Source organism: Pseudomonas baetica (assembly GCF_002813455.1).
GTDB classification, from domain to species: Bacteria; Pseudomonadota; Gammaproteobacteria; order Pseudomonadales; family Pseudomonadaceae; genus Aquipseudomonas; species Aquipseudomonas baetica.
The window spans coordinates 2,029,817-2,056,795 of sequence record NZ_PHHE01000001.1; the positions used below are offsets into that span (position 1 = coordinate 2,029,817).

Below are 26,979 nucleotides of genomic sequence, written 5' to 3' on the forward strand. Positions count from 1 at the left end.
AGGTCCCGGAGGTCCGATTTCTCAGCGAGTCTCAGGTTTCCCGATGAGGCGTTTTTCAGTGTCCTCGATGGTTGATGCCCTCACGTAACAGGCACCCGTAGCTTTTTGGCCTTGTATTCGTTGGATCATCAGCATCTTTGCCATGCTTTCTTTGCAATGTGCCTCGGAGTCGCTTGCAAAGGTTTCAGGCACCTTTCCCTCAATCAACATGATGAAAAACCACATTTTCAGCATGGCGCCTCCATGGCTTTCGGAGCGAAGCGGGTGGGGGTGTTGTTACACCCCCACTTTGGTATGGTTTTCCATACTTTCCAACCTTCACACGACCTGCTTTTGCTATCTCAGCGCTTCTTGCTCGTACCCGAAAAGCACACCTTTCAAGGCGATTTTGGCTTGATTACGGATATCTACAGGTAGGGCTTCAAACCGCCGAAGAATAGGCAACATGTCTTGGGATACAACCATTTCAGAAGGCTCTAATAAGAGTTCATCAGTGGTTGTTCCCAGCACTTGGGCAAGGCTTACCACCTTGTCAGCCGACGGCATTCCGCGGCCTGCTTCGTAGGAGGTGTAACTCGACTTACTAATACCCGCAGCCTCCCAAACGGCCTGTTGGGTCAACCCTTTGGCCTCCCGATACCGTCTCAGATTTGTTCCGATGGTCATGGCTCTGCTGCCTGCGTGGTTGCTCATGCTTTCCATCGTATTAACTGTCTATCCATACAGTATCTATATATCGGTACATTTCTGCTTGCATTTGAGCATTCGATAGTCTCATAATCCTGCCACTTCTGTATTGGAATACAGATATTGACAGGATTTCCCATGTTCATCGATTGGCTGACGATTTCGCAGGAGCACGATCACGATCTTCCGATCGTGTGCGACGTCTTTACCCTAACGATAGACGCGAACAGTAATGAAGTGTTGAGCACCCGGCAGCCTCGCTTCAAACATGAAGCGAGCTTCTCTACCTCCGTCAGCATTCACGTTCAGGGTCGGAAGATTCGCGTTGAAGGAAATCCCAGCCGGGTAGGGCGGCTGGACAACTTATTCGGGTTTGCCTCTATCGAGCAATGCGTCTCGGTATACAACGCTTTGTTGCGTGAATACGGTCTTCCTGGCTTCACACGTTGCACCCGCCTAGATATTCGTCAGGGTGAGTCAGGTGCAAAGTCCGGCGACCGTATCGCTGACGGGGCAAAGATTGAACGGATCGACCTGACCACCAATGTTTCGTTGGGTGAGGGCAATGTACTTGCCTATTTACGCGGCGTTTCTAGTCAGCGAATCGGGCATTCCATCGGTTTTTTGTATCCCAATGGTCGCACTGTTGCTTGGACGCCAAAGGGCAACGGCAAAGGCGGGCGACTCCAATATCGAAAGGCATATGACAAGGCCTTTGAGATGGATCAGAACTGCCTTCCAAAAATAAAGCGTGTTTTTGGCGAAGACTCACCTGAGTACAAATATGTTCAGCGGGTAAAAAACTACTGTGCCCAAGAAGGCGTAGTCCGCATGGAACAAGAGCTTAAAAGCGAATATTTACAGCGTGAAGCCCTTTGCTATTGGGGCCTATTTGATGAAAGGCGTCTGGCCGAACTCCACAGTGAGTTTCTTAAAATAGATGAAAAGTTGAAGGTGACAGCCATGGATATTGTGAGCATTGCTGAACAATTGGTTGCTGAGGGTGTTTGCGACACTCTACGTTCTGCTCGTACCACGGCTAGTTACGCTCTTGAGTGGATGTCTGGCACATCCAACATTGACTTTTCAAAGTCTCAGGTAAAAGGACATGCGGCCAAACTTAATCGTATCGGCATCAACATTCGCAATGCTTGCGATACGAGTCGTTTTGCTCCGGTGTTTGTCCGCCAGTGTCGGGAAGTGACGAAAAGTACTCTGTCTATACCAACATGGTACCAGCGCCCTAATCATCTGCAGCAGGTTGCCGCGTGAGAACGGTAAGTTTTCAGGGGACTCAGCTCACAAGCGGACAGCGAAGGAGATTGGCTGAACAGCAGCAAGTTCGCGATTTTTTTATCAACCCGGTTCTTGCTCAGCAGGTCGAGCAAGCGCTCAAGGCTGTCGAGGCCCGAAAAGAGCAGGGTGTTAAGCCAGAGCGTATCTGGATGCTAGAGCGTCAAGAAGCAGGAACAACCTCGGTGGCTGAATGGATGGGTTTCTAATGGATAAGAAACAGTTTCAAACTCTCCGCTGGAATGTTGAGGCCGATATTCGCAACCACGTTAGCGATGAGTCGCTAGTAAAAAGCATTGCAAATGATGTTATGCGAACTGTATTGGCTGACTTTTCGAATCAGGCGATTGCTCGACAACGCAGCAAGCGTCAATTTCTGACTTTCAGGCGCAACCCTGAAGTCATTGCGCCCAGTTGGGCATACCGCAAGCCTGGCACTGTCCCTGGCTTTCCAACACTGAGATAAGGGCATTACATGTCTAACGTAATCGTAGTTGAAGTAACTGGCAATCATCGTAGTGGTACCGCCGCGAAAAGCGGCAAACCTTATTGCATGTTTGAAGCATATGCTCACTTGCCAAATATTCCATACCCGCAAAAATGTACTTTTTACGCTGAAACCCCACAGCAGGTTCCTCAGCCGGGAAAGTATGAGTGCGATGTTATTGCACAGGTTCGGGATGACCGTCTCATTTTTGAAGTCGATCCTCGCCAAGGGCGTCGTGTCAGTTCGAACGCTCCGATTTCTTCGGCAACTCCTAAGTCTGCGTAATGCCCGGCATTCTTTTCTGTCCATCTGAGATTTCTATCGATGGCGGTTTGCCGGTTTGTTCTACTTCTTGGGAGGCTTTGCCTTACATGCCTCCCTTTGATCCGTCTCAGCTTGATCCAACTACTTTGGCGCAAGCATTTGGGGCCGGATTCACACTAGTCGCTTTCTTTATGATCGGGTCTATGGGTATCCGGGCGTTTCTTAATTTCATCAAGCAATCCTGAGGATTCAATCATGTTTAAAAAGACGAGTGCTGTAGTTGTGTCTGCTGTTGCCTTGGCTGTTGTTGCACCATCAGTATTCGCCGCTGATCCTGCGGGCGGCTGGGATTATACCGGTCTTACTTCCTCCATCGATTTCAGCACTATTTCCGTCGGTGTTCTTGCCGTGGCTGGAATCTTGGCCGGTGTGTACGCCGGTATCAAAGGTGCCAAAATCGTGCTGGGTTTCCTGCGCGGTTAAATCACCTCTTCTGATTGACCTGGGTGTCTTCGGGCACCCTTTTTTTTACCTGAATATTTGCAACAGCGAAGAGTCTCGCTATTTGCCTGAGGCCTGCAAAATGGATCAGCTCTATTACTTTGCTATGTTTTGCATCGGTTGTGGTTGCTCGTTCGCTACCTTCTCGGGGTGGTGATATGAGAGCAACGGCTTTTTTCTTTTTAACCGCGCTTTTTAGTGCCAATAGCTTTGCCGGTTATTACTACACGATTGCCGACGGTGTAACTGAGTATCCGACACCTGATGCAGCGTGTACCTTTGTGCTTTCCACATATACGGACGTTACCTATACAAATCTTACTTTCAATCATTGGGGCACACTTACCGACACAGGTGATCCTGTAGCAGCTGGTTCAGGTTACTGCTATTACAACAGAACCAATAAATGGGGTGAGGTTTCTGTAAAGCGGCATCCAGCAGTAATCAAACAACACATTTCGAATGAGCACGTACCTAACGAGTGCGCAGGCGCTCCTGCTGCCATTGTCAGTCGCGGCCCTTATTCCTCGGTAGTGCGCAGTGATGGTAAGAACTATGTGGTTGGTTCATCTCCATCTTCTGTGTGTTCGGGTAATTGCTTATATGAAAAGCCTGATGCCGCCAATACCAAGGACTGCTTTGTTTTATCATCGGATGCACAAACTGGTTTTTGTAATTATGGCTTCACTTTAGTCACAGCTGATAACGGTGATGGGACGAGCTGTTCAGTTAACACCTCAATTCCTTATGAAACCGGTTCTAGCCTGAATGGCTCAGAGACTGGTGGTGAGGATGAAGATTGCGACACAACTCTCCCCAACAATACCTGCGATAGCACTGGTGGTGAGGGTGGTGGAGACGGTTCTGGTGATGGGAACGGTGATGGGAGTGGAGAGGGTGGTAGCTCCAATGATGGCTTTAAGACCCCCGGAAAGCCTGATCTTGATCCTAGGGAAGGTCAGCGAAAGCCTCGCATAGCTTCGCAATATCTAGGCTTCAGTTCGACCTTTCAGGAATCTGTTACGTACACCACAATCAAATCCTCTTTTCAAAATATCGGTGATCCTGGTGCAGCGTGCCCCGTTGCAACTATTGATCTTTTTGGAACAAATATAACCTTCGATTCCCACTGCATTATTTTTGAGTCTATCGCACCTACATTGTCCTTTGTGTTCATGGCGGCGTGGGCTTTATTGGCCGTTTTTATTATTCTTTCAGCTTAGGTAAACCACATGCTAAGTGATTTCTCTGCATGGCTCAGGGATGTAGTAAGTGATGTCGCGCAATTTTTCATTGATATGCTTCTTAATCTGTTGGACTGGATCTGGGCAGCGTTTGTCACTTTGATCGACTCACTGCCCATTGCAAGTACTGTTGAGCAAGCGGCTGGATTGTTTACAGCAATACCGCCATCGGTTTGGTATTTCATGAATGTGTTCCAGATACCGAATGGAATCATTAGTGTTATAAGTGCATATTTAATTCGTTTCTTTATTCGTCGGCTTCCATTCATTGGGTGATGTATGGCTATTCATGCTTATGTTGGAAAGCCGGGCCATGGCAAGAGCTATGGTGTTGTTGAGCATGTGGTAATTCCTTCGCTCAAACAAAACAGGCATGTGGTTACTAATATTCCGCTGTCAATCGACGATCTTCTTTCTACTTACGGCGGCAACATTACCCAGCTTCCGCCAAACTGGTTTGAGCTTGATGATCTTTCGCATATTATTCCTCCCGGATCTGTTGCGATCATCGATGAATGCTGGAGGCGTTGGCCGGCAGGTCAAAATACAAATCACGCAAACTTTACTGATAAATCCCTGTTAGCTGAACACCGGCATCGTGTTGATGCAAATAACAACTCAATGCGTGTTGTATTGGTTACGCAAGATCTAGCGCAAATTTCGTCGTGGGTTCGTCTTTTAATTGAAACCACGTATAGAATTAGAAAGCTGAGCAAGAAAGCTTTTAAGGTTGACATTTATAACGGCGCTGTTACTGGTGACTCCCCGTCAAAATCGAAGCTTGTAAGAACTACGGCAGGCACATTCAAGCCTTCTGTTTATTCTTTCTATAAATCAGCAACTCAATCTGATTCGGGAGCTGTTGGTGATGAGTCGTCTGCTGACGGTCGTGCCAGTATTCTTCGTTCGTTCGGTCTTTGGTCAACAATTGTCGTGTTTGTTTTATTTATCGGCCTAGGCATTTTTGGGGTAAAGAGTTTCTTTTCCGCTAGCTCTCCCGGTGTGGTAGAACACGATATTCCTTCGTCTGTTTCAAAGCCACCAATCAAATCATCTGAACCTGCTATTTCTACGACTTGGCGTTTAGTTGGGTTTATTCATCCATCAAAACCAGACCAGTCCTCTAAAGCTGTCGCTGAGGCTTTAGCCTTAATAGCAGATAATAATGGAAACACTCGATACATTTCGTTTTCTAACTGTCGATACTTTCCTGATTACATTGAAGCCTATTGCATAGTCGATGGCTTCAAGGTCACCAACTGGTCGCTTAAAAAGTCTATCCCCATTGTAGGTGGGTTAATTGGCGGTGGTGTTTAGCGTAGCGCAAACGACGCCGCTAATTAATCCACCCACCACTTGGAACTCCAGTCATGATTAACTCTAAGATGATTCACCGTTTCTGCCTGTCCATTAGCCTTGTTCTTTTTTTATCTGTTTCCCAAGCTGAAACTGTTACGCCTCCGCTTAATTTTGACTTTCAAAGCATTCAAGTTTCTTCGGCATTACAACTCCTTGCCGACTATCGTGGTTTAAATCTTGTGCTGGATGACAGTATTCACGGTTCGCTTTCCATGCGAATGAAGGATGTCACCTGGGATGAGGCAATTGAATATGTATCGTCTGCCAAGGGCTTGCTATATAGCGTAGAAGGTAACTTTTTGCGCGTAAGCTCACTCCAGCGCCCTAGCGAGTATTCAAAGCAGTCTTATGGCGTCTTTCAACAGCTCAAAGATTCAAGCTCTTCTGCCGCCAATTCGTCTTTCAGAGTTTCTATTTTTAAAGTGCATAATATCTTGTCGTCTGACGCTATAAAGGCATTTGCTCTCGATCAGGGCGAGAGCCTTAACTTTGAGGATGACTCTTCTATTATTGTTGCTCGGATGTCTGACAGCAGGCTTTCTGATTTTCGTACTTATCTTGCTGCTGTTGATTACTCAAGAAAGCAGGTGATGATTGAGGCTCGCATAGTCGAAGTTGATCGATCCTACTCCAAAAATCTCGGCGTCCAATGGGGTGGATCTGTTGGCAGCGGCGCCGGTACTGTCACTGGGTCTGTACCACTTGGACTTTCAGCGGCCGCTGTTGCTGGATTCGGTATCGTCTCCAAATCAGTCAATCTTGACGTGGCCCTCAGCGCAATGGAACAGCGCGGGAAAGGCCGCGTTATCTCTAGTCCGCGCGTATACACCTCTGATCGACACCAAGCCAAAATCGTTAAGGGATCTCAGGTTCCTTACCAGCAGTCCGCAGGGGAGGGGTCAACATCAATTTCTTTTAAGGAGGCTGCGTTATCTTTGGACGTCACTCCGTTCGTTAACGAGAAGGGTGTATTGCTCGATGTTATTCTTTCTAAGGACGAACCAGATTATTCCAACGCCATGAATGGTGTTCCACCAATCAACACCACGTCGCTTACCTCCCGGGTTTTTTCAGGCTTCGGTCAGACTGTGGCCCTTGGCGGTGTCTACTCGGACGTCGACACGACAGTGACCAAGAGTGTTCCGTTTCTCGGGAAAATTCCCGGTTTTAAATGGTTGTTTACCAGTAGCTCGACCGTATCTAATAGCACTGAGCTTGTGCTTTTCCTCACACCTGTTTTGGTCGAGAAGCAATGACAGGCGTCATTTTCCTCTGGCGTTAGCCTGGTGAGGCCCGCAATGCACAATCAAATCGACAAATTGATAGCTGAAACGATGAAGATCGATGTTGATGCAAGCAAGGTAACTGCGGAAATATTCTGGATTCCACTGGCAATTTCGATAGGATTGATCTCTTTCGTAGCTACCATAACTGCGGTTATTTTGAAGCTACTTTGACATTCTCATATAACTAAACTAAACAACTATTTAGCATAGTTATTCCTTAGGGGTATATGGGCGAGTAGGGTGCTAGATAATCGCAGGTAGCTCCTTTCCAGTTAACAAACGGTTATCCAAGCTAATAAATTCGAATTCATCACTATGCGCATAAATTTGCCGTGTTGCATTGCCGATAATTCGACTGTTGAAGGCTGCAACCTCTGTTTTTTCTAACGGGATCACTCGCTCGTTTGCCTCGTAGTCGCCTAGAACAGCGATATCTTTGCTCAAGGGGATGAAAATACTGACGTCTCTCAGCGCGAACCCCAAGCCCCAGCCATCGTCAGGTCGACCTGGATGAGCTATGAGATTCACTGGGTAATCTGAGGTAATGAACCCGGGAGATCCATTGCTTGCTTGCAGAAAGCGCCATTTGCGCTCCAGTAAACACTGATGAATCTCACCGATGAGACCTAGCTCGAAATAGGCATGTTTTGAGCTGTTCATTTGTAGGGCGGCTAAAGCTTCCGGTGAATTTAAAGCCTCAGCCCCCAATGCTGAAGCAATTAGAACCTGATTTAGGGGCTGAATGGTTTTTTCTAAGCGCTGCCTATCGTGAGGATTTCTAGCGGCAAAAAGCGAAAAAAGGAGCAATGCCGCCTCACGATCTGCGGTGTTTGAAAAACTGCAGCTCTTAACCACTCTGGTGAGAGCCGCAATTCCGGGCCCCTCGATTTCATTGGCGTAGGATCTCTCGAGTAAATTGGGATCTGGGTGATTATGTAATCTGTTGAAATGATCCTCCCCAGCGACATTTTTTACGTTTTGTGGGAATCCTTTTTTCACAACAAGATCGACGCAGTGAACGACATCGTGCTTACCTGACTTCGCGAAACCTCTCAAATACCCAGCTGAAACATAGTGGTGATATATCGGTTCGCTCATGACGGATTCGTCTTCGTTGCCATTCGATTTGTAAAAGGTAACTCATGTCCCTGATTTTCGCGCCCGCGAAAAACGCCGGCAGGAGGCAGTGCCTGGCTTCAAATCTGACCTCCAGAGCCCCCCAGACCTCTATAGGACGCTTCGCATAATGTATATTATGTTAAATCACGTATTGCACTACAAGCACTCGTTGAACGCTTACTGATCGAGTGCTTCCACGAGCTCAATTTTCTCCAGCTCAGTTGCGAACGTTCTACTGCCCAGGAATATTTCAACAATCAGCTGTCACCGATGGAGTTTGAAAAACGTTATGCAATGAGCTCGCAAGGTGTCTAGAAAATCCGGGGCGATTCATTGATTCAAGTTAAATAGGCTAGACTGCGCTCCTACCTTGCACAGGCCAACATACCATGCACTCTGCGCGCCTCTCCAATTCCTATACAGTTCTGGCCATCGACGACGATCCGCAATCGCTGATCGTGCTGTCAAAGACGCTGACCACTGAATATGAGGTGCTGCTGGCCAAGAACAGCGAACGCGGGATCGAGCTGGCTCATAGTTCCAGACCTGACCTGATCATTCTCGATATCACCATGCCGGGCATGGACGGTTTCCAGGTGCTCAGTGAGTTGAAGAACCATCCGGCCACGGCGACCATTCCGGTGATTTTCCTGACCTCGCGCAGCAGCATTGAGGACGAGCGTCTTGGCTTGCTGCTTGGCGCTGCGGACTACATCGCCAAGCCGATTTCGCCGCCAGTCGTGCTGGCCCGGGTGGCGGCGCAATTGGGGTACCGGGACAAACCGCTACATAGCCCGCAGCCGGCCGCCGAGCCGTCAGCGGGCAGCAATATGCGTGACGGTTTTACCTGCGCACTGGCGCTGCAGCTGGCGCAAAACCCGCACATTCGCCTGGATGCGCTCCTCGATACCCTGACGATCCTGCTCGACAACAGCGTCGTCGAAAGCGACCCGGCGGAGTTTCGCAGCGCTGCCTGCCTGGCGTTGATCGGCCTCAATCAGCCCTATGCCAGTCTTTCCCAGGCGCTCGTCAATAGCCGGTTGCTGATTGAGGAAATACTCAACCATGTCGACCCGGAAGACCGTTTGCTCAACCAGGCCTGGAGCATCAGCCACGCCAGCGTTCTGCTCGATAGTCGGGCAAGCGCTAAAGATCTCGAGTCCACGCCACTGTCGACACGCCTGTTCACCCTGGCCTTGATCTATCACTTGGCGCTTCTGCAACCCGGCATCGATCTACCCCAACGGCATGCCCACGCCTTCAGGCAGATGCTCGATCACCAGCAACTGATGTCATGCCTGCCCAGTGACCAGCAGGCACTGTCAGCGGCGATGCTCACCGCCTCCTCTAACTTTCCCGGCCTCTGAGCAAACAGCGAGTATTCACTATGGCCAACCTGGAAGATCTAGAGCTGTTTGTACTCATCGCCGAGTTGGAAGGCCTGTCGGCTGCTGCTCGTGCCATGTCCATCACCCCCGCCGCTGCCAGCATGGCGCTCAAGCGTCTGGAAAACCGCTTGGGCGTGCGGTTGTTTACCCGCTCCACCCGCACCATGAAACTCACCTCCGAGGGCGCACGCTATCTGGAAAGCGCGCAGCATGCTCTGAAGATCCTCGCAATGGGCAAGCGCTCGTTGACTCATGATGACGGCATGCTCGAACTCACCGTGTCTTCAGACCTGGGGCGTCATCTGTTGCTCGACCTGCTGGCCCAACTGAAGCAGGAGAAACCGAAACTGCACATCAAGCTGTCTCTGAGCGACAAGGAAGAAGACCTGCTCAAAGGAAAGTTCGACGCAGCCTTGCGCTTTGGCCGCAGCCTGTCATTGGATCTGGTGGAACTGCCGGTACTCAAGCACCACCATTTCATTGTCTGTGCCGCCCCGGCTTATCTGGCCGCAAACCCGGCACCCGTCACCCCGGCGCAACTTGGCGAACACGACTGCATCATCAGTCATAGCATCGGCCGGCCGGAATCGCGCTGGCGTTTCCATGCCCAGGGCGAGGTCGAAGAGGTGCGGGTGCAGGGACTCTTCCACTGCGACGATGGCGACGCCGCCCGCCGTTGGGCCCTGGCCGGCCATGGCGTGATCTACCTGCCGCTGTTGACTGTCGCCGACGACTTGGCCGCCGGCCGCCTGCTGCCATTATTGGGCGGCTGGCTGGGGGATCCGGCCCCGCTGAACCTGGTGGTGTCGCACCGTTCGCAGATCTGCGAACCGTTGCGGGCCCTGCACCGTCGACTGGTGCAAGTATGTGAGGAGCGTGTGGCGGCCTGTCAGGCGCTCCTCACTGCATGCGGTCGGTGACCGACTGGCGGTAGTGCACCAGTAAAGCGTGGGCCTGGGCAAACTCCAGGTCATAGATCAGTTCCTGGATAACCCACAAACCGGCGCCGTCGTCTTGCTGGCACAGTCGATCAATCAGGCTCAGGGCTTCGGCATTGTCCTCCACCAGCAAACGAGCAAGTCGATCCAGTTGCAGATCTTTTTCGTCATTTATCAGAGGCCGACTGACAGCCGTTGGGGGCACCGCCTCGGCGGTAAAATCGGCAAGATCGGCGAGCACCGGCCGTAGACAGTCAGCCACGCGGTGAATCAACGACGCGGTATCAACCTCGCGCGTGCAGCCTTCTTCCAGCAATCCTGCAGCCTCTTGCAGCGCCGTCGCCCCGATATGCCCGGCACACCCCCTCAGACTGTGGGCCAGACGGCCGATGGCGGTCGTGTCCAAAGCTTCATGAGCAAGCCAGAGATGCTCAAGCAGTTGCTGATTATCCGCATAAAAAATCCTTAGTAGATGCGCGTAGAGCGCTTCGTCCTGATTGACCACCGCAAGGCCAAGTGCGGTGTTGATCGACGAGCCGTCGAGGGCCAGCAATGACTCCGGGGGGGACACCATTGCCGCCGACGGTGACTCAATGACCGACGGCAGCACCTGCAATTCCCGCGTTTTGATCCAGCACACCAGAGTCCGGTAGAAAGCCTTGATCTCCAACGGCTTGGTAATGCAATCGTTCATTCCGGCAGATAAGGCTCGGCCCTTCACATCCGCCAGGATGTTGGCCGTGACCGCGATGATCGGCAGCCTCTGCAAATGAGCATGAAGGCGAATCTGCCTGGCCGTTTCGTAGCCATCCATGACGGGAAGCTGGCAGTCCATCAGCACAGCATCGAACTGTGTGTCGCGCATCAAGAGGTTAAGCGCCTCTTCGCCACTCTCCGTCATCACCACGTGGACCTTGGCGTGTTGCAGTAACCCGTCCACCACTTCCTGGTTCAACAGGTTGTCCTCCACCACGAGGATTCGCGCACCGGCTAATAGCTGCGCATAGTCGCAGGTGGACATTCCCGAATCAGTGAGCGTGGTAACACCACCGGTATTACCCGCCCAGCAAACCGGTCTGGGCGACAGTTCTTTGGTCGACGCAGGGTGCGCCAACTTCAACTGGGCCGTGAACTTGAACTCACTGCCCTGCCCCTCGATGCTGTTGACCCAGATATCGCCCTGCATCAGACGCACAATGCGCCTGGAAATCGTCAATCCCAGCCCCGTGCCGCCGTACCGTCTGCTGATGGACGGGTCGGCCTGGACAAAGGCGCTGAACAAGCGGATGCGCTGCTCCTCACTCATGCCCAGTCCCGTGTCAGCGACGCTGAAGCACAGCATCGCGGTGTCGCTCCATTGACTCAGTTGGCGCACACCGAGGGTCACATGCCCGACGTCAGTAAACTTGATCGAGTTGTCCACCAGATTGATCAGCACCTGAGTGAGGCGAAATGGATCGCCAATATAGACGCGACTCAAGTGTGAAGGGATATCCAGCCGCAGCTCGATGTTCCGCTCACGGGCGCGCTGACTCATGAGGCCGAGCACATCCTGAACCATCTCATGAAGATCGAAGCTGACCTGTTCGATACTTAACTTGCCGGCCTCGATCTTGGACAGGTCCAGCACGCTGTTGACGACACTCACCAACCCCTTGGCCGCGCGATCCATCTTCTCGATGTATTGTCGTTGCGCCCTCTCCAATGGCATGCCCAGAACCAGATGAGCCATGCCGATGATGGCGTTCAACGGCGTGCGGATTTCATGGGACATGTTGTCGAGAAACTCGGACTTGGCCTGGGTCGCCAGCTCCGCCTCCTGGCGTGACTGCTGTACTTGCGCCTCCACTGCCTTGCGCTCGCTGATATCGAAAATAACCCCGTCCAGGTACTGCGGCAAGCCATTGTTCTGGATGATCTGGCCCTTGTCATAGACCCAACGCACTTCGTTGCTGGCCATAATGATCCGGTATTCGAGGATATAGCTGGTGCTGTCCAGGCTGCGGTTGAAAATCTCCAGGTCATCAGGGTGAACGATTTCCCGATAGGCATGCCCGGACTGGAAATGGTGCGCGGGGTAGCCGCTGAGCGTTTCTATGGCATCGCTGAGAAATACCATCTCGCGCTCACGACTGGGCAGACTGCGAAACACAACGCCGGGAATGTTCGCAATCATCGACTGCAGTTTGGTCTGACTGTCCACGATGGATCGCTGCACTTCGATTGACTGGGTGATGTCCTGCAGCACCCCGGTCACACGAATGGCCTCTCCCCGAGCGTCGCGTTCCATGACCTTGCCGATGTCCAGTACCCATAACCAGCGCCCGCTCTTGTGACGCATCCGGTATTCGGCGCGATACTCGCCGACGCGATGATTGAGGTGGTCCATCAGCCTCGTCATGGTCGGTTCACGGTCTTCGGGATGAACCAGGCAGGTCCAGCGTTCCAGACCATTGCCAAATGTCCGATCAAGCTCCGGCTGACTGTAGCCGAGCATCCGCATCCAGACATCGTTGTTGATGATAGTGCCCAGGCTGACATTCCAGTCCCACAAGCCCAACGCGCCACTTTGCAGCGCCAGGTCCAGGCGCCGCTCACTCTGTTCGATACGTTGCATATCACGCTTGTGTTGCACAGCATCGGTCAGCCGCCGCAGGCCAGCCCAAAACATCAGGAATAACAACAGCGCACTGGCGCCTTCGATCAACAGAAACTGACCTTCGGAAAGGACTGCATCCAGGCTGTCCAGCCTGATAACGGCCCAGGAACCATTCGGGTCGTTCCAGTCGAAACTGGTCCGGGACACGGCGTAGCGCTGCCCCTCGAATGACACCACCGGTTGCTCGACATCGAACGGCAGCCGTTCAGGTACGCCGTTGGTGAATGGGTAGTTGCCAAATTGCTGGCGCACATCACCGGTAAATGTCTCAGGTGACCACGACCGATCAGACTTGAGCAAGAGCGAGGAAAGATTGGAGGACAGCACGACCCCACCAGGCGAGAGAATCATCTGCAGATGGTGGCGGGAGGTTTTGTTCAGCTCAGCGTCCAGAACCCGTGCATCAAAGCCCGCCACCACCACGCCGATAGCTTTATCCTGGCTGGTGCTGGAGGCATACACCGGCGCCGCCATAAAAAACATGCGCTGGCCCAGTGTGCGGCTGATGGCACCGTAGACAGTCGGCTTGCCCTGCATCGCGGTCTTGAAATAGGGGCGAAAGCCTATGTTCAAACCTTCCACCGAACGTCCAAGGCTATCGTACGCCGCCACAATCACACCCTGCTGATTGACGACATAGGCATGACCTGCGCCAACCACCAAGGCGAGGCTTTTCAATGGAGTGGCGGCCTCTACTTTCAAAGCGGTCGAAGGCGCAGGCTCGCTGATCACCTGTTTAAGCGACTGCGCATGCCGCCCGAGCATCGACAGTGCGCCAATGGCGAAACCGTCAGCGTTCCAGGTGCCAAGGCGCGCGGCATAGTCCTCAGTCATGGCCTGGGTATCGATCCGGTAACGCTGCTCGGCCTGTGCGCGGTAGAGATTGCCCAGCAGCAGCCCACCACCGACGGAAAGGATTATGCCCAATGCGTAGCAAAACACTTTATGGCGATCAAAGAACGTCATTAATCTATGCAACATCGGATCCCCCGCTGATCACCCTGCCCGTCACTGTAACCCTCCACCACCTGCTGCGCCTCGATCAGCGTCTCGCCAATTGGCGGGGGAACTCCGGCGGCAGGAAATCACGATCCGGATCGTAGTCCGGCTTGAGGAAGTCGCAGAGCGCTCGAAGATCCTCAGGGGCCAGGGTTCCGACCGACTGCTTTAGGCGCAGTGTATCGAGAATGTAGTCATACCGGCTGTTGTTGTACTCGCGCACAGCGCTGTAGAGCTGACGCTGGGCCTCCAGCACATCGACGATATTGCGCGTACCGACCTGGAAACCCTTCTGCGAGGCCAGCACCGCGCCCTGGTTGGAAATGATCGATTGGCGACGTGCCTGAATCTGTTCGACGCTGCTGTTGAGACCGCGGTGCAGATTTCGGGTCTGCTCGACCACCTGGCGACGCAGGTTATCGTTGAGAGCATCGCGCTGGTTCAGCCGGTGATGCGCTTCGCGCACCTGAGAACTCACCTGGCCACCGCTGAACAGCGGGATATTGAGTTGCAGCCCGATCGAGCGTTGCTCGACATCACCGCCATAACCGCCACCTCTGAGGCTGCTGTTACCGTAGCCGAGGTTATCGTTGTCGCCGGTCTGATAACGCAGCACCGCATCCAGGGTAGGCGCATGCCCGCCCTTGCGCGCGCTCAGGGTTTGCTGCGCGGCTTCCAGGGCCTGCCGGCTCGCCAGCAGTGTCAGGTTTTGTTGCATGGCGGTGTTGACCCAGGCGGGTGCATCGTTGGGTGTGGGCAGCAACACTGGCATATCGTGGCGCACGCCCTGGATTGCCGGATATTGCTGATGGCTCAGGGTATCGAGGGCTTCGAAGGCATCGTCCAGTTGTTTCTGCGCGACGATTCGACTGGCCCGTGCCGTGTCATGGCTGGCCTGGGCCTGCAGCACATCGGTGCGATCAGACACCCCCAATTGCAGCCCTCTGTCAGCCTGTTCGAGCTGACGCTTGAACGCCGCCTCCTCGGCTTTGCTCGCGGCAAGACCATCCTGCGCCTTGAGCAGGCCAAAATAAGCCTGAGCGCTGTCGAGCATCAGCTTCTGCTCGGCCGCTGATAACTCCAGCAATGCCTGTTCACTTTGCGCCTCGGCAGCCTTGAGGCTGAACCAGCGATCGATGCGAAACAGTGGTTGATTCAACGTCGCTTGATAACTGGTACCGCTGCGCCGGGTCTGCTGCGCAGGCTGTTGCAGTGTGGTCTCATTGTTATTGATCTCCGCACCCGCCGAAAACGTCGGCAACAATGCGGCCCTTGCCTGGGGCACAGCCTCGGCCCGGGCAGCCTGGTCAAAACGGGCGGCGGCCAGTTCGGAGTTGTTCTGTTGAGCATCCTGGTAGACCTGCCAGAGATCGCTGGTGGCAGCGATGGCTGGCGCGGCGGGCAGCCAAGCGACCAGCAGCCAGCCGGCAACGGCTTGCCGTGAGAAAATTATTGATCGGTTCATGATGCTGGGTTGTTCCGCAAAAAAAGGATCGAAAGTACGCAGCGACAGAAGGAGCATTGCGCTCCTCCTGTCAACTCCTCTGCGCCATCAAGACATGGAAGGCACCAGAACGCTTGGTACACTCTGGCGGTTCATCGGCAGTTTCTCGCGGCTACCGCCCTCATCAGGGAAAGCCGCCATGACACCGTTTAACTTGGCCAGATTTGGACTCTTCGTGTGTGCGAAAACACCCCCCTCATCTAACGGCTTGGCGGACTGCTGCTTGCTCCAGGACAATTGGACAAGTCCGTCCTGAAGACTTTCCTTTTCAGCGAAGTGCTTGACCAGGTGATTGATGTCGATCACGTCCCAGTTGCTTTTCAGTGAAATCAGCAGGTGACGATGCACCGCTGCCTGCTCGCCGAGCACCTTACGGATCATCAGTGCGGTGCCCGTCGCTGAGTCAGTCAGAATCAGGTCGTCGCCATGCCGGCTGACCAGCATGTCTGGCGAAACGGTCGGCGGCAGAATCAGGCGGTCCAGTGCCAGGCCTGAATCTTCATTGTCGATGACGATGGTTCGGTAGTGCCCCCAAGCCTTCTCGCTCAGACGGTAAGTATCGTGACCACCGCCACCATGGAGCACCAGCGTAGCGATCCCGGTGAGCAGCGGTGGTGCCAGTTCGTCTGTGCCGCTTGCCCCCCCCGTGCCCTGAAGCAACAGGGAGGAATCGGTACGGTCGACCCCGGTGAAGTGATTCCAGGCCTGCGCGCCCTCGCTGTTGACCCGATAAAGAACCTGGGCTGTCGAACTGTACACATAGGCCGCCTGCTCGCCTTCGCCTACCCCGACAAAATCAAGGTTGTCCGTGGCAGCGATGCCTTTGCCGGAGAACATCTGGCCACTGTCGATATCGAACCAGCCTCGACTTGCTTTGCCCTGCAAGGTCAGCACACCCTTCGCCCGCCACTGCCCGGCCAACTCGGCAAGGGCTTTTGGCAAGCGCGTCAGGTTGTCCTGCTGCCATTTTTCATCGACTGCCACCAGCTGTAAGTTGCCCTTGTTGGTGCGCAACAAAATCTCGCCGCTGTGCGTTGTCAGACGCAATCCACTCTCGACTTGCAGCACTGACTTGAGTTGCATCGTCGGTGTCAGTTCGCTCACGACAGGAATTTTCGCCGCTGCATCCAGCACTGCATCGTTGCCGAATGCCGTGGCCAACGCATCCGCAGCCATGGAGGGCTGGAGATAAAGTTTGCCGCTGCCGGATTCGAACAGCCGTGCCGTGACCCCATCGTCTTCAAAGCCGACAAATTGCAATGGCTTGCCCTGCAATGACGACGCAGCAACCACCACACGACCACTGTGGTACCACACCGACAGCGCGCCTTGGCCGTCGCGATCCTTGACCCCGAACACGGCCAGGGTGGCGTCAGTGCCGGTGACCTTGGGCAAGTCCAGCCACCACGTCGGACGCCCTTTTAGCCAATGCTCATTGACGGCCTCGTAGCTCAGCGAGCCCTGCGCATCAAGCCGGGCCACACGCCCGTCCACAGTGACCACAAGCAGTTGGCCCTCCAGCGCCAACACGTTCGCCAGCTCCGGGATATCCATGCGCAAGGCCGTTGGATGAGTGGCATCGAGAATCGCCTGGCCTGCTCCGTTCTGGCGGAACAGGACCTTTTGCGACTTGCTGTAGAAGAAAAACACTTCCTGCCCGCCGGGCTGGGGAATACTGCCCGCCAATACCAGATCGGCCGGAATTGTCCAGGCACTGCGGGTGCTCTCGTGCGCTTCAAAACGCAGAACATGATCAGCCGGCGGTGCCAGATTCGGCTTGATCAGCGTGCCATCGGCGGTGCGTATCCAATAACGATGCGCCACGCCCGCCGCATCGGTTCCATACACCGTGACCAAGGCGGCGGGAACCGGATGAATCAGCCGCCCACCGACCTTGTAAACCGGAGTTTCGCGCTGCGTGCTGAAGCTTTCGTAGCCTTGCAGCAAGTTCACGAATGCATCGCCATGCTGACGGGTACGCGCCAACAGTTTGAGCAGAGCATCGTCGCCGACAGCGCTGACCAGTTCCATACGATCACCAACGAGGCGGTAACCGAGTTCGCCCTCGCCGTCTTTCATCTGATACCGACGCGCCAGATAGACCTCTCCGCCCTCCGCCCACAATCGACTGATCTTGCCCACGCTGTCGTTGAACCATGGCGTGTACTGCGCGTCGACCTTGCCACTGGCGATATCGACGCGCCATGCCGCTGCGCTCTCGTCATCGTGGAAGTAGGCGTAGTCACCTATCACCGCGCCGAGCTGAGCCTTCCCGGCCTTCACTTCGGAGGTGTCGGTGAACATCATGCGGTCCTTGGCTACGTCGTAGTAAGCGCGTCCAAGATTGCGCCCGTTGTGCTGGTAGTTATCGACTACCACGTACTGCCCATGTAACTGATGCGCGCTGGCCAGATCCTTCAGATGTTTTTCTATTCCCTGGCCGGGAGCTTGCCACTTGCTCGCATCCTCGGACACCACGCGAGCACTCAGGTCGGTGAAATCGACTTCGCGCACTTCGCCCTTGCCATTGGCCAGCAGTACCCGTCCATTCGTGGCCGGATCCAGTAGAACACTGACCCCACCGATCACCACCCGATCCCGCAGGACCTGGATGTTGCCTCCAGCGAGCCGGCTAGTGTCGATGATCCAGCGCGAAGGCTTGTTGCCCACCAGGCTGTATGGAACACCGCCACCCACCGTGCCATCGAGTGAATGGATCTCAACCTCGGTATTCGCAGCGAAAGCCGGAACCTCGCTTGAGAGTTTCAACCAAGCGCCTTCCTTAAGGCTGACCAGATACTCGCCGCCCGCCCCCTTGATCTCGTAGCTCATGAAACCGTGAAGCTCTTTGGGCAACTCGGGCACGATCAATTGCCGGTTACGCTGATCGAGCTTCACCTCGACTGAAGTCGCTACATATTCTTGAGCGATTTTGCGGATCGTCCGCTCGGCAGGAAAAATGTAGAAGTCATAGTCGAAACGTTTGTCTTCCTCAAGGCGTCGGATCACATCGAAACCGGCATCGTGGCGAGTGGTCGCGCCAGGCAACTGCTCATATTCATAGCTGATATATGACTTGGGCGTGCCCGGCAATATCACCACGTTGCTCTCGCCGTGGTCGAGTGTGTAGGTTGCATCCCGGTAGCCGATTCCGCTGCGTATTTCGATAGCCTGATTGCGGTCTTTGACCATTACCGGAAAATCACCGGCCCAAAAGAAATAGTTGATTTTGCCAGAGCCGGTCGAGCCGGAATGGGTGCGGTAGATGTACTGACTGTCGAAGCTGATCTTATTGAGTTGCAGGTCGAGAGTCTTGACCACCGCCCCGGGCAGTGGCACCAACATTTTGTGCGCTTGATCATAGCGGTAGCCATGGCCCTTGTAGGCATCGTCGACCGTATCGAAGTAGCGCCCCACCGCCTTGGCATCCTCGGCGACCACCCCAAAGGCCTGAGCCAATCCGGTAAAGCCAACAGCGAGCCCGCCGGCAATCACTCCGACACCGCCCAGCAAGGCTCCTGCCGAAGTCGCGCCCAACATGCCCGCACCGATACCTGCGGCCCCGGTGATGAAGCTTGCCGAATCAAAGGCCAATTGAGTGCCGAACACTGCCTTCTGAGTTTCATTTTCAGCATGGGCCAGTTCATAGGCGTCGAGGATCACCATACCGCCGCCGAAGATTACGCCAGCCCCTTCATTGACGGTGTGGCCCAGGGTGGACACGAAGTCTTTGACAGTGGCCTCGCCGGCGATAACTTCGCCACGCAGCGCGGTGCGTACCAGCTCGGTGACCTTACCCACGTCCTGCAAAACCCCATGGCCCATCTGGACCATATTGAGGTAGCCATGGATCTTCAGTGCAGTTGCCAGATCAGTCGAGTCGACACCACGGGCGCTGGCGTCACGCTGCTTGTCGGCAAACCACTGAATCAGTGTCTGCAGGGCAAACCCGGCGTTAAGGCCATCAATCGAACCGGCCTCACCCACGCTGCCCCGAGGCCGCATCTGCCCGCGTTCGAGGGTGAAATGCCTGCCCAGCGTAGCGGTGTGTTCATCGATAAAGCGACGAAATTCGGTAAAGTTCGAATCCCGGGTGTTCAGCCAGCGACTCTGCTCCGGCTGATCACGGTTGATGAATTGCACCCGATAATTACCTGCACCCTGGTCCTCGGTTGTGGCGATGATCGGCATCCAGCGCGGGTCAAGGCCATTTTCCGTCGCAAGCCGCGTGCTGGACTCGGCGAATCTGGCGCCCCATTGCTCAACATCAAGTGTCACCAGGCTGCCGCGCAACTGCATATCTTCGGCAATCCGCGACTGGGCGCTGACGGTTTCCTGCACTTGCCGACGCTGACCGATCACTGTCGCCAGTTCGCCTGGACGGCTCAGATCGGCCACTTCCAAACCATTACCTACCTGGACTTTGGCCATCTTGTCGGCATCGATCTGAACCAGATTGAATTCCGGAGACTGCTTGCTACCGAAAGCGCCGTAAAAATCTGCCAGCCCTCTGCCTACCAGATGCTGCTCCATTGCCTTGAGAAAGCTGGCTGTATTGTCATAGGCAAAGATCCCGACATTTGGATCATAAAAATAGTAGCGACGGCCCTTAGCCATAGCCGTGCTTGCTACCAGCATTGAGTGATTGCGGGTATTGAGGGCAAATGTCGAGGTACCAGTCGCCCCTTTGAGCCGCCCGACCACATCGGCCAAATTCAGTTTGCCTACCGCTGTAGACGCCTGCACCGCATCACCATTGGAATGCAGCCTGACCAGACTCTTCTTGAGCAACGTCGAACTTCCTGCTTGCGGCTCCGCGGCCGCCAGGAAAAGTTTTTGCACCAGACTGTTGATGCCCTTAGAGCCGGCGTCGGCCAGTGCCACCGCCATCGCCCTGACCAATGGATAGCAGCGGCCACCGAATCGATCACCGACCAGCGACAGATAGAAATCCTGCGGGGCCAGTTGACTGAACGTACTTCCGGCGCGCTTGAAGCCCTCGCTCAGCAAGGCTGTACGTTTCAGTACCTTTTCAATGTTTTCGGCCTGGCTGATTTCTTCGATACGAGCGCTCAAGGCTCCCCGTTGTTGCGCGGTGAGTTGCCCATCGATGAACAGCTGCTTCATGTCCAGCGCCGACATTTCCTGGGTCACGCCAGGAATACTGATGTCGCGAAAAGCGCGTAATCCCTGCATGAACTCAGCGCCCAGTGCGCCTCGCTGGTACGCCTCGAAGTTTGCGTAGCGCTCGCCCAGGCTGCTGGTTGCATCCTGGTCTCCACCCCGCAGGTCGGTATCGTCAAAACGGAGGACGCCAGGCATTCCCTCCTTGGCCTTGATCTGCGTCCATAGCCAGCTTCGGTCGACAGAACCGCTCTCACGCAAGACCGTGTCGAACTGCGCCTTGTAATATTCATGGGTAAGGAGGTTCTGCTTGATCTGTTGGTCGATCAATTGTGGCCGCGACGCGGTACTCCGCTGTTTATAAAGCTCGTCGCGCTGAGCCTTCAATTGGTCGATCTCAAGCAAATACTTACGATCAACCTCACGACGCAAGGCAGTCCATGCGGCAATTGCCGGATGGTCGTAAGAGAACGCTCCGCCGCTGTATACACCGTCCGTGACGCCTTCGGCAGACACAGCGAACTGGCCGGCCAGTTTCTTCAGTCGTTGGTGTACCTGTTCGCGATAGTCAGTGAATTCGGCCAGTTTGCGCGGTCCGATCTGGCTATCGGCGTGCTGGATCGACAGCGGTTCGTCCATGACCCGCAGTGTTGGCGAGAGGGTCCTGTCAGCGCCGCGATATTCTTGGCGCTGGACCGCCAACTGCCATTGACCATCGACGAACTGCAGGTACGCCGCGGCGATCCCTTCCGCCGTAGCGCCGATCCGGTAGTCGTTCCAGTCCACCGACATCACCACATTGTCGTAGAGCACGGAACTGTTGACCCGGCCATCGTGGTAAACACGGAAAGTATTGGCATCCAGGCTGGTCACCACCAGCGAGCAGCCTGACAACGTACCAGTGAACAGAAAGCTCCCGGCTGCGGCCTGTTTGGGGATATCGATGTAGGCCGGCGACGCGTTGCCCTGATTGGGGCCGTTGTAACCGAGGAAGTAAGCCGGCACGGTGTCAGAGCCACTGGTCGCGGTGTATTCGACCTCGTACACACCGGCGTTCATCTTGATCAACTTGGCAAAAGCCTGGTCCGGCAACCGTCCTGAGCTGACCAGCGTCTCGACACTCAGGGCATGGGTCTTGGCAAAGAGCGCGGGGTTGGCGGCGAACTGACGGATATCGATGCTGCCTGCACGACCGCCCAAATCGCCGCGCGTACTCGCCGATCCGGCATTGATTTGCCCATTGATATCGAAAGCCTGGCGGACCAGATCAGCGGCATCCACGCTGACCGGATCAACCTTGCTACCAGGGTTTTTGAACATCCGGGCAAGCAGGTCCTGCAAGGTTTTAAAGGTACTTGCATCTTCAAGAACGCTACGCAATTGCGCCTGATCCAGTTCGTCATTGTCCCCGGGGAACAGCAGCGTCAGGACATAATTCTGCGCTGCCCCCAACTGTTCCAATGCAACCCGACCCAGGCGCAGGTCGTCGAGCAGGGCCCCTACGTCGATACCATCGCGCCCCAGCAGTGCCCGTGACGGCAGCGCCTCGAAAACCTCGGTCACACCCTGGTCCGGGCTCCATTCCAGCACGACCTTGTGCCTAGGGTCTTTGTGCCACAACTTGCCGTCGGCATCCCTGGTGGTCTTGATTCCTTTCGCCTGGACAACGACGTTGGCACTGCGGGCCGATATTTCGAGACCCGGGATTTGCAAGGCTTCCACCAGCTTGTGCCCAAAACCACCGAGCAGGTCGGCGTCTTCGACCGCGCAGCCGACAAGGCTGATCCGCGCCGGCTCCGAACTGATGCTGTACTCGTCGTAAAGACTTTGCTGAAAACGGCGAATGTGCTGTGACCACTGGGCAGCATCCAGATCACCGAGCGTGCGCGCGCCGACCGGACCCTCACCGTGTCCGACAATCTGCCAGCGCACTCTGTCGATTGCGTCAAGCTTCTGGAAGATCGCTGGATCACCGTAGACCAGCCGCATGTTGCCATCGGCATCAAGTTGTATCACCAAAGAGCTGTCAGGGTGCTTGCCCGCCAGATCGGCAGCCGCCTGCGCCACTGTGCCCTCATTCTGGGTCTGAACAATAATCTGCGCCGCGTACTGACTATCGCTGCCGTCCGGGTTGCCTTGAACCACAGGCGTAGCCCAGCGGTCGACGTACCGGCTTGACACCACAGGCGTCGAACTCGCGGGGGCATCACGCCTTACCGCCAGCAACGCTTCGCTCGTGGGCGTGCTCCATGAGCCGTCATTCTGGGCGTTGGAGATGACCGTGGGCGTATCACCGATGTTTTTGCTGGCCGTCACCTGATCGCCCTGGATCGTGATTTGCGCGGGCATGGTCTCCGACTTGAAGCTCATGAACAGGACAATTTGCAGATTCGCCAATTGTTTTTGCTGGGCAAACGCCTGTGCCAGCGTACTGGCGGGACTGAATGTGATCTCGGTCTGCGCGCCTGTCTGAAACTTGAATGTGGCTTTGCCAGCGGCGGCATCGCTGACCACCTCAATATCGGACCACATGCTGCGCAACATGTCGAAAGCCGGTTTGCTTGCAATCTGATTCGAGTACTGGTCTATAACGTCGCCCTTAAAAGGCAAATAAGCGACGAACTCGCCGTTTTTGTCCGCCTGGATCGGGAATGAGTCAGACTGCCGGTGGCCTTGCCATGCATCGAGTAGCGACAGAATGCGCAGGTAGGACTCTTCCCGTGTCTTGCCAAAAACCGCTGCATGGGCAGTCAGTTGTTCACGGGTCCAGATTTGCGACTCACCCAAGCGGTTAGCCTTGGCCGCTGTCACTCGGCTACCCGCATCCATGCGATCCATGGCATCGATTTCCAGCAGCTTGTTCCCCGTTTGCTTGAGCAGCAGGAGCAATACCTTGTTACGTGCGGATTTCGGATTAAAGTCGATGTAACCTTTCACTTCGCGATGCAAACTGATCAGGTCAGCCATGGGTTCGCCTTGAACCCATCGCTTGTGCATGCCGGCGAGCACCTCCAGATACACCGGTTCTACCAGACTCCTGGAGTTGACCAGTAGCTCGGTATCCTGTTCGGTCAGCAGCGATCCGACATCCTTGAGCTGTTTGCCCCGATAACTATCCGCCGGCTCATGCAGAACCCGGATGTCGCCGATCAGCCCCCACTTCTGCAAGGCACGCAACATCGGGAGATCGGCGTTCCAGAAAGTGCCGTCGAACTTGCCCCCGGCATCAGGCGCCACATAAACGGTGCCGTAAGCATTAGCAGCGAGGGTCGCACTCACCGAGCGCAAATAACCCTCCATGTCCCGATGACCTTGACTCGTGGCTTTCTTGATCGCGTCGTTTGTAGCAGACGCTGGGGCATTGACAGCCTGGGTCAGGCTCTCTGCTATTTTCTGCACGAAACCAATAGCCGCGATATCGTTCGGCGTCGCTACCAGCGGCTTGCCTTCCGCCGCCATCCGCTCATTCAACGCAGCCTGATACTGCGCATTTACCGCGCCACCGGACGCCAGCAGCAGGTCAGTATTCATTCCTGATTCAAAGGGAAAATCCAGTGATCCAAGATAGGTCATCAATTCCGTGAGCTTGCGGAAATTCTGTCGAATAATACCGTCGACCGCGAGGTTCGCGATTCGCGCGATCTGGCTTTGAGTCAACGTGGTACCGGCGGGTAGCGGCATCGCGCTGACACGTTCGACAAGGACCTTTTCCAACCCGCCGAGATTCAATGCGTCGAGTTCACTTCTGGTGAGCCGCCCGGCATTCGCTGCTGGAGTCACAGCGCTTTCGAGCAGCTGCTTGCTCAGCAGATCATGCACCTCGCCAATCACCTCAAAGAGTTCACTGAGCCCTCCGACGCCTGATGCCTGGTCGGCTTTAATACCTTCTTGATTGAACTTCATAGTATTCACCCCGTTACCTTCTCTTCGTCCGAATAAAAATAAATGGCGCGTTCAACCGCCCTTGCGCCGACAGTCTTTTCGTCAATCCTTCATCTGCAATGCCCACTGCCGGGCATACACCCCGTCCAGGACGAGCAACTGTTCATGACTGCCCTGCTCCACCACCTGGCCTTTGTCGATCACCAGAATTCGCGAGGCGTGGCGCAAGGTATTGAGGCGATGGGCAACGCTGATCACCGTGCGGCCCTGGGCGATGCGGTGCAGGTTGGCCATGACCGCGGCTTCGGACTCGTAGTCCAAAGCGCTGGTGGCTTCGTCGAGCAACAGAATGGCCGGCTGGGTCAGCAGGGCTCGGGCCAGAGCGATGCGCTGGCGCTGACCACCGGAAAGCTGGCCGCCGCGCTCGCCGACCTGGGTGTCGTAGCCCTGGCCCAGGGCCTGGATAAACTCATCAGCACCGGCCAGAGCCGCCGCTTCGTATACCTCGGCATCCGTGGCTTGTGGCCGACAGAGCCGGATGTTTTCGGCGATGCTGCCGGCGAACAGCACGCTTTCCTGCAGCACCACGCTCATGTTGCGACGTAGCGCCACAGGGTCGGCGATGGCCAGGTCGATGCCATCCACCAGCACGCGGCCGTGCTGTGGCACATAGAGGCGTTGCAACAAACGGGTCAGGGTCGATTTGCCGGAACCCGAGGGGCCGGTGATGCCGACAAATTCCCCGGGCTGGATGTCCAGGTTGAGATTGCGCAGAATTTCCTGGCCGTCCTCGTCATAGCGAAAGCGCACGCCTTGAAAGCTCATGCTGCCCGCCAATGCCGGTACCGAGGCCAGACCACCGCTGCCGCTTTCGCACTCGGTTTCAAGGATGTCGCCCAAGCGCCGCAGCGAAATCAGGGTGTGCTGGAAGTCCTGCCAGACCTGGGCCAGACGAAGGATCGGTTCCACCACATGACCGGCGAGCATATTGAACGCCACCAGTTGGCCCGGGGTTATCTGCCCGTCCATCACCAGGGTCACGCCCCACCACAGCAAGATTGCCGAAGTGAGTTTCTGGATCAGGCCAATGCCCTGCCCCGCCCAGATACCGACCAGACGGGTCGAAAACGCAGCCCGCACATAGGCGGCCAACTGGCGTTGCCACTGATGTTGGAACAGCCCTTCGGTGGCGCCGGTCTTGATGGTCTCGATGCCCGTCACGGCCTCGGTCAGAAAAGCCGTGTTATCCGCACCCAGCTCGTATTCGCGCAGCGCCCGACTGCGCAGCAGCGGCCCCACGCACAACCAGAACAGTAAATACAACGCCAGGGAGCCGATGACCACCCAGGTCAGCGTCGGCGCGTAGCTGTACATCACGCCGATAAACAACCCGCAGAACGCCAGGTCCAGTACCAGAGTCAGCGCCGAGCCGGTGAGGAACTGACGAATCTGCTGCATCTCACCGACGCGAGCGATGATCTCGCCCGTCTGGCGTTGCTGAAAATAGCCAAGCGGCAACTGCACCAAGTGCTGATACAGGCGTGAGGACAGTTCGGCATTGACCTTGCTGGCCAGATTGGAAAACAACCACGAACGTATGAAGCCATAGAGCGGCTCGAATATCGCCAACGCCAGCAGGGCAATACCCAGCACCTGCAAACTGGACAGACCGCGACTGACCAGGACGCGGTCGATGATGTTCTCGAACAGCATCGGCGTGACCAGCGCGACCAATTGCAACATCAACGAGACAAGCAACACGCTGCGAAACTGACGCAGGTGCTTGATGATCGATGGCAGGAACCAGGCAATGCCGAATGCCGGAGGCTTCAGGCCCGTGTGGCGCTCGGCCAAAAGCAGAGTCTGGCCGTGCCAGAGAGACGTCAGCATTTTGCGCGGTAGCGTCTGGCAACGATCTTCCAGTGGCCAGTAAATATCGACCTGGTCCGCTTCGACGCTGTTGAGCACTGCCCAGCCGTGAACAGTTTCCAGCAGCGCCGGTAGCGGTAGATGTTCCAGACGCTGGACCGCGCTGTGCACGGTACGCGCCCGCAGGCCGACCCAACCGGCGCAGCGGCACAGATCAAGGCGATCGGCCGTACCTTCAACACGTCCCAAGCGATGACTCAACTGCGCCACGCTGATATTCAGATCAAAGTGCCGCGCGGCCCAGGACAGGGCCTGCAAGCCGGTATCGAGAAATAGCGGAGCCTGGTCGGGCGTCACTATAAAGGCATCAGTCATG

General features: G+C 55.3%; 19 protein-coding genes. 11 read left to right on the plus strand and 8 right to left on the minus strand.

Annotated elements, in window-relative coordinates; all coding sequences use genetic code 11:
- Positions 1–21 precede the first annotated feature (21 nt).
- Entirely contained in the window at positions 22–234 is a 213-nt protein-coding gene (locus ATI02_RS09305; protein ID WP_100846107.1) for a hypothetical protein, read from the minus strand.
- A gap of 102 nt (positions 235–336) precedes the next feature.
- On the minus strand, positions 337–693 hold the full coding sequence (locus ATI02_RS09310) for a helix-turn-helix domain-containing protein (RefSeq protein ID WP_238156169.1): 357 nt from the start codon (positions 691–693) through the stop codon (positions 337–339).
- 132 nt (positions 694–825) lie between these two features.
- Here ATI02_RS09310 and ATI02_RS09315 point away from each other — a divergent pair, with 132 nt between their 5' ends.
- The 6 genes from ATI02_RS09315 to ATI02_RS31985 all read left to right on the plus strand — a co-directional run bounded on the left by ATI02_RS09315 (position 826) and on the right by ATI02_RS31985 (position 4,455).
- A complete protein-coding gene (locus tag ATI02_RS09315; RefSeq protein ID WP_016983069.1) occupies positions 826–1,959 on the plus strand; it encodes a phage/plasmid replication domain-containing protein in 1,134 nt (377 codons plus the stop codon).
- A gap of 50 nt (positions 1,960–2,009) precedes the next feature.
- Positions 2,010–2,189: a hypothetical protein gene (locus ATI02_RS09320; RefSeq protein ID WP_100846109.1), complete on the plus strand. Its 180-nt coding sequence runs from the start codon at positions 2,010–2,012 to the stop codon at positions 2,187–2,189.
- The gene (locus tag ATI02_RS09325) at positions 2,189–2,446 is read left to right on the plus strand and encodes a hypothetical protein (protein WP_100846110.1); all 258 of its coding nucleotides are present in this window, start codon (positions 2,189–2,191) and stop codon (positions 2,444–2,446) included. Before ATI02_RS09320 ends, ATI02_RS09325 begins: the two co-directional genes overlap by 1 nt.
- 9 nt (positions 2,447–2,455) lie before the next feature.
- Positions 2,456–2,752, plus strand: a complete 297-nt coding sequence (locus tag ATI02_RS09330; protein WP_100846111.1) for a propanediol utilization protein — start codon at positions 2,456–2,458, stop codon at positions 2,750–2,752.
- Positions 2,753–2,986: 234 nt separating this feature from the next.
- Positions 2,987–3,214: a hypothetical protein gene (locus tag ATI02_RS09335; RefSeq protein WP_016983066.1), complete on the plus strand. Its 228-nt coding sequence runs from the start codon at positions 2,987–2,989 to the stop codon at positions 3,212–3,214.
- Positions 3,215–3,390: 176 nt separating this feature from the next.
- Positions 3,391–4,455: a hypothetical protein gene (locus ATI02_RS31985; RefSeq protein WP_146166058.1), complete on the plus strand. Its 1,065-nt coding sequence runs from the start codon at positions 3,391–3,393 to the stop codon at positions 4,453–4,455.
- On the opposite strand, the gene ATI02_RS32635 is transcribed toward ATI02_RS31985, so the two are convergent.
- The gene (locus tag ATI02_RS32635; RefSeq protein WP_238156170.1) at positions 4,452–4,661 is read right to left on the minus strand and encodes a hypothetical protein; all 210 of its coding nucleotides are present in this window, start codon (positions 4,659–4,661) and stop codon (positions 4,452–4,454) included. The two genes, ATI02_RS31985 and ATI02_RS32635, sit on opposite strands and share 4 nt — an antisense overlap.
- Here ATI02_RS32635 and ATI02_RS33250 point away from each other — a divergent pair.
- Genes ATI02_RS33250 through ATI02_RS09355 form a run of 3 tightly spaced genes read left to right on the plus strand, consistent with a single transcriptional unit; the run spans position 4,576 to position 7,091 of the window.
- Positions 4,576–4,752: a DUF2523 family protein gene (locus ATI02_RS33250; RefSeq protein WP_420875212.1), complete on the plus strand. Its 177-nt coding sequence runs from the start codon at positions 4,576–4,578 to the stop codon at positions 4,750–4,752. The two genes, ATI02_RS32635 and ATI02_RS33250, sit on opposite strands and share 86 nt — an antisense overlap.
- A 3-nt stretch (positions 4,753–4,755) precedes the next feature.
- Entirely contained in the window at positions 4,756–5,793 is a 1,038-nt protein-coding gene (locus ATI02_RS09350; protein WP_100846114.1) for a zonular occludens toxin domain-containing protein, read from the plus strand.
- 53 nt (positions 5,794–5,846) lie between these two features.
- A complete protein-coding gene (locus ATI02_RS09355; RefSeq protein WP_100846115.1) occupies positions 5,847–7,091 on the plus strand; it encodes a secretin GspD/PilQ domain-containing protein in 1,245 nt (414 codons plus the stop codon).
- Between the two features lie 273 nt (positions 7,092–7,364).
- On the opposite strand, the gene ATI02_RS09360 is transcribed toward ATI02_RS09355, so the two are convergent.
- The gene (locus ATI02_RS09360; RefSeq protein ID WP_100846119.1) at positions 7,365–8,219 is read right to left on the minus strand and encodes a DUF4238 domain-containing protein; all 855 of its coding nucleotides are present in this window, start codon (positions 8,217–8,219) and stop codon (positions 7,365–7,367) included.
- A 410-nt stretch (positions 8,220–8,629) separates the two neighbouring features.
- On the opposite strand from ATI02_RS09360, the gene ATI02_RS09365 reads away from it, so the two are divergent.
- Together ATI02_RS09365 and ATI02_RS09370 are read left to right on the plus strand one after the other, a co-directional pair.
- Positions 8,630–9,607 carry a response regulator gene (locus ATI02_RS09365; protein WP_095190778.1) on the plus strand — a complete coding sequence of 326 codons (978 nt, stop codon included), beginning with the start codon at positions 8,630–8,632 and terminating at the stop codon, positions 9,605–9,607.
- Between the two features lie 20 nt (positions 9,608–9,627).
- Positions 9,628–10,548 carry a LysR family transcriptional regulator gene (locus tag ATI02_RS09370; protein ID WP_095190779.1) on the plus strand — a complete coding sequence of 307 codons (921 nt, stop codon included), beginning with the start codon at positions 9,628–9,630 and terminating at the stop codon, positions 10,546–10,548.
- On the opposite strand, the gene ATI02_RS09375 is transcribed toward ATI02_RS09370, so the two are convergent.
- The 4 genes from ATI02_RS09375 to ATI02_RS09390 form a co-directional block, all read right to left on the minus strand.
- Complete coding sequence (locus tag ATI02_RS09375) at positions 10,529–14,206, minus strand: PAS domain-containing protein (RefSeq protein WP_100845104.1); 3,678 nt, start codon at positions 14,204–14,206, stop codon at positions 10,529–10,531. The genes ATI02_RS09370 and ATI02_RS09375 overlap by 20 nt on opposite strands.
- A 61-nt stretch (positions 14,207–14,267) precedes the next feature.
- A complete protein-coding gene (locus tag ATI02_RS09380) occupies positions 14,268–15,689 on the minus strand; it encodes a TolC family outer membrane protein (RefSeq protein ID WP_100848448.1) in 1,422 nt (473 codons plus the stop codon).
- 87 nt (positions 15,690–15,776) lie between these two features.
- Entirely contained in the window at positions 15,777–24,755 is an 8,979-nt protein-coding gene (locus ATI02_RS09385) for a TcdA/TcdB pore-forming domain-containing protein (protein ID WP_100846120.1), read from the minus strand.
- An 81-nt stretch (positions 24,756–24,836) separates the two neighbouring features.
- Positions 24,837–26,978: a type I secretion system permease/ATPase gene (locus ATI02_RS09390; protein WP_100846121.1), complete on the minus strand. Its 2,142-nt coding sequence runs from the start codon at positions 26,976–26,978 to the stop codon at positions 24,837–24,839.
- Between the last annotated feature and the right edge of the window lies 1 nt (position 26,979).